This is a genomic window from Enterococcus sp. 3H8_DIV0648 (genome assembly GCF_002140655.1).
GTDB lineage: Bacteria > Bacillota > Bacilli > Lactobacillales > Enterococcaceae > Enterococcus_A > Enterococcus_A hulanensis.
This window is the reverse complement of the sequence record NZ_NGLG01000002.1, coordinates 637853-640431: the sequence shown is the minus strand read 5'-3', so window position 1 is coordinate 640431 and position 2579 is coordinate 637853. Positions and strand designations below refer to the sequence as shown.

Genomic DNA, 2579 nt, shown 5'->3' with positions numbered 1-2579 from the left:
TAAAAGATGTCTTTTTGATTTCAGTATGCAGCGGATTTCTTATTCAGATAAATCGGACCATCGCTTCTTAATTTGTTGTATAATAACTATAACAAAAGCAAGGAGGTTTAGACATGTATAATGACTGTCTCTTATACACATCTAGATGTGTATAAGAGACAGGATAAATCGGACCATCGCTTCTTAATTTGTTGTATAATAACTATAACAAAAGCAAGGAGGTTTAGACATGTATAATGATGAGCGGCTTGAAATTGACCGCAAACGAAAATTGCGTTACGTCACCGTTTATGAAAACTTGTATGAGTTGATTAAAAATGGGACGTATCCCCTTGATTCACAACTTCCGCCCGAAAATACTTTAGCCAAACAAATGGGTGTTTCGAGAATGACGCTTAGACAAGCGTTACAGTTTTTACAAGATGATGGCGTTATCAAAATAATCAAAGGAAAAGGAAACTTTGTTATCAGCAACTCTTCTAAATGGACTTCAGGCTTAGAGACTATCGCAAATCCGATCTACACTTGTCTCGATGCAGAGGTAGATGAAGTGGAAATTGACTTTCATATCGAGCCTTCTACCGAGTATACAAATGAGATCCTGCAAAGAAAAGTAGCCGTAGTTGTCTTCATTGATCGTTGGTATAAGTCTAAGGGAACACCGGTCGCATTTACTTTTTCGACGATGCCTGTAGAGGTTTTAACCGAAAAAGAGATCGATCTCAAAGATATTGAGTCCTTTAAGGCTTTCCTCAACGAACAAATTTATCGCGATGCTAAGCATACAAAGCTCCAAGTTCAATATTCGACTGTTGGAAATATTTCTGCGATAAGGTATAAAATCTCTGAAAAAGACCAATTCTACTTAGTTCAAGAAGAAATCTATTTAGACGATAAGCTTCCTTCTCTGCATAATAAACACTATCTCCCAATCGATAAAAGTCATATCGAAATCAATGGCGTTAAAAATTCTTAGACAATCTGAAAAAGATTGTCTTTTTTTATTGACAAACTAGTGTAACCGCTTTACTATACATGTATAGATATTTTATAGATGTGTATAAGAGACAGACTATAAACAAACTATACGTACTGGCGATTCGCCTCCGAAAATTTATGAAAATGATGAACCATTAAAAATTTCCACTAAAAAAATCCCAAATTCGATCGAAGAATTTCTATCTCAATATAGTCAAAAAGTTGAGAGTTCCGATGCTAGTAAGAATAATTAGTTGAAACCGGACAAGGTGTGATTGTCGAAGTTTACTGGGAATGCTCCCATGCATGAATCAGTAGTAGAGAAGTCGATTAAGGCTTCTCTTTTTTACGGTTCATCTCATTTCATTCGTCGTATAAGCAACTTTTTACCGTATACGACGAACTTTGGTTTCTTGTTCCGAAGTTGGGTTATCCTAACAGTAACTTAACTGAAACAGGTACATTTAATTATACGTTTTTGGCGGAGTATCAGGCGATGTTTGAATCGAAGTCAAATTCAAAAAAGGAGAAATTATGAAACGAGAATTGAACAAGTGGAATGTTTTAAAAACTGCAGTTGTGCTGTTGGTGGCGACGTTCAGCTTGACAGCATGTAGCGAGAAGGGGAGCACCGCGGATGAATCTTCAAAGAGCAAGCTTGGAGAGAATAAGCAGGTAATTTCAGAAAAAGTATCTGCTATCAAAATGGCTGAAGAAGATTACGGAGATGCTCAAATTTTTGGGATTTGGTTAGGTGAAGAAGGAGACCCTGAAAGCGAGGGTGCGCAAGAGATAGCGGCTGCTCAAGAGCCAGTTATTAAAGATTTGGGTGATGTGAAGAATGCAGGAACAAAGGCGATCGGCTATTTTTCAGTTCCAGAAAAGGCAAAAGTCACTCAAAATGAAGAAGGAACGATTTTAAACGTCGTTGGTGCAAAAAATCATTTTAAACTTATCGCTCAATTCGTTCCCAAAGAAGAAGTAGCTAAAGAAAGTAAGGAAGACAGAGTGCGACCTCTTGCTCAACAAGTCATTACTGGATACGCCAGTGATTTTTCGTATGTGGCAAGTTATCCTTTTGGAAAAGGGTTTGAAGTGAACAATCTAGAAGTTCAACTCAATAGCAGCTTTCTATCTGAACTTCCAAAACTTGGTGGTAAGACGCCAGATGGAGCTAGTGTTATCGTTATTCCTAAAGGTGAGGATTATGTCGTATTTCTTCTTATGGGCGATAATGCAGAAGTTAATGGCAGTACAATGGATGCCAATATATATTATCTACTGGCTGGTACGTATCAGGCAGAAAAGCCTAAATAATGAGACTCTTTTTCAAAAATTGTATGGCCATGAAGGACGTATTATTGATCTGTGAGCGAGATTACTCATTTGCCAGATAAATTAGAATGTCAGTTAAGGAAAGAAAAAATAATGTTGAGACGATATTAAGTTAAAAGCTATCTACGAAAACTAAAAACTCAATCAATAAGGATCAAAAAGTGCAGCGGTGGTAAAATACGGCTGCGCTTTTTTTGTTATGAACAACCTGTAGCTTCGGTTTTCCTTATCAAACGAACGCTTAAAAATGTCTCTTATACACATCT

At 37.0% G+C, this 2579-nt stretch carries 2 protein-coding genes; both read left to right on the top strand.

What is annotated here, in order from left to right:
• Window positions 1-229: 229 nt before the first annotated feature.
• Complete coding sequence (locus tag A5875_RS19215; protein ID WP_088935176.1) at window positions 230-976, top strand: GntR family transcriptional regulator; 747 nt, start codon at window positions 230-232, stop codon at window positions 974-976.
• A gap of 536 nt (window positions 977-1512) precedes the next feature.
• Entirely contained in the window at window positions 1513-2295 is a 783-nt protein-coding gene (locus tag A5875_RS19210; protein ID WP_088935183.1) for a hypothetical protein, read from the top strand.
• Window positions 2296-2579: the final 284 nt, after the last annotated feature.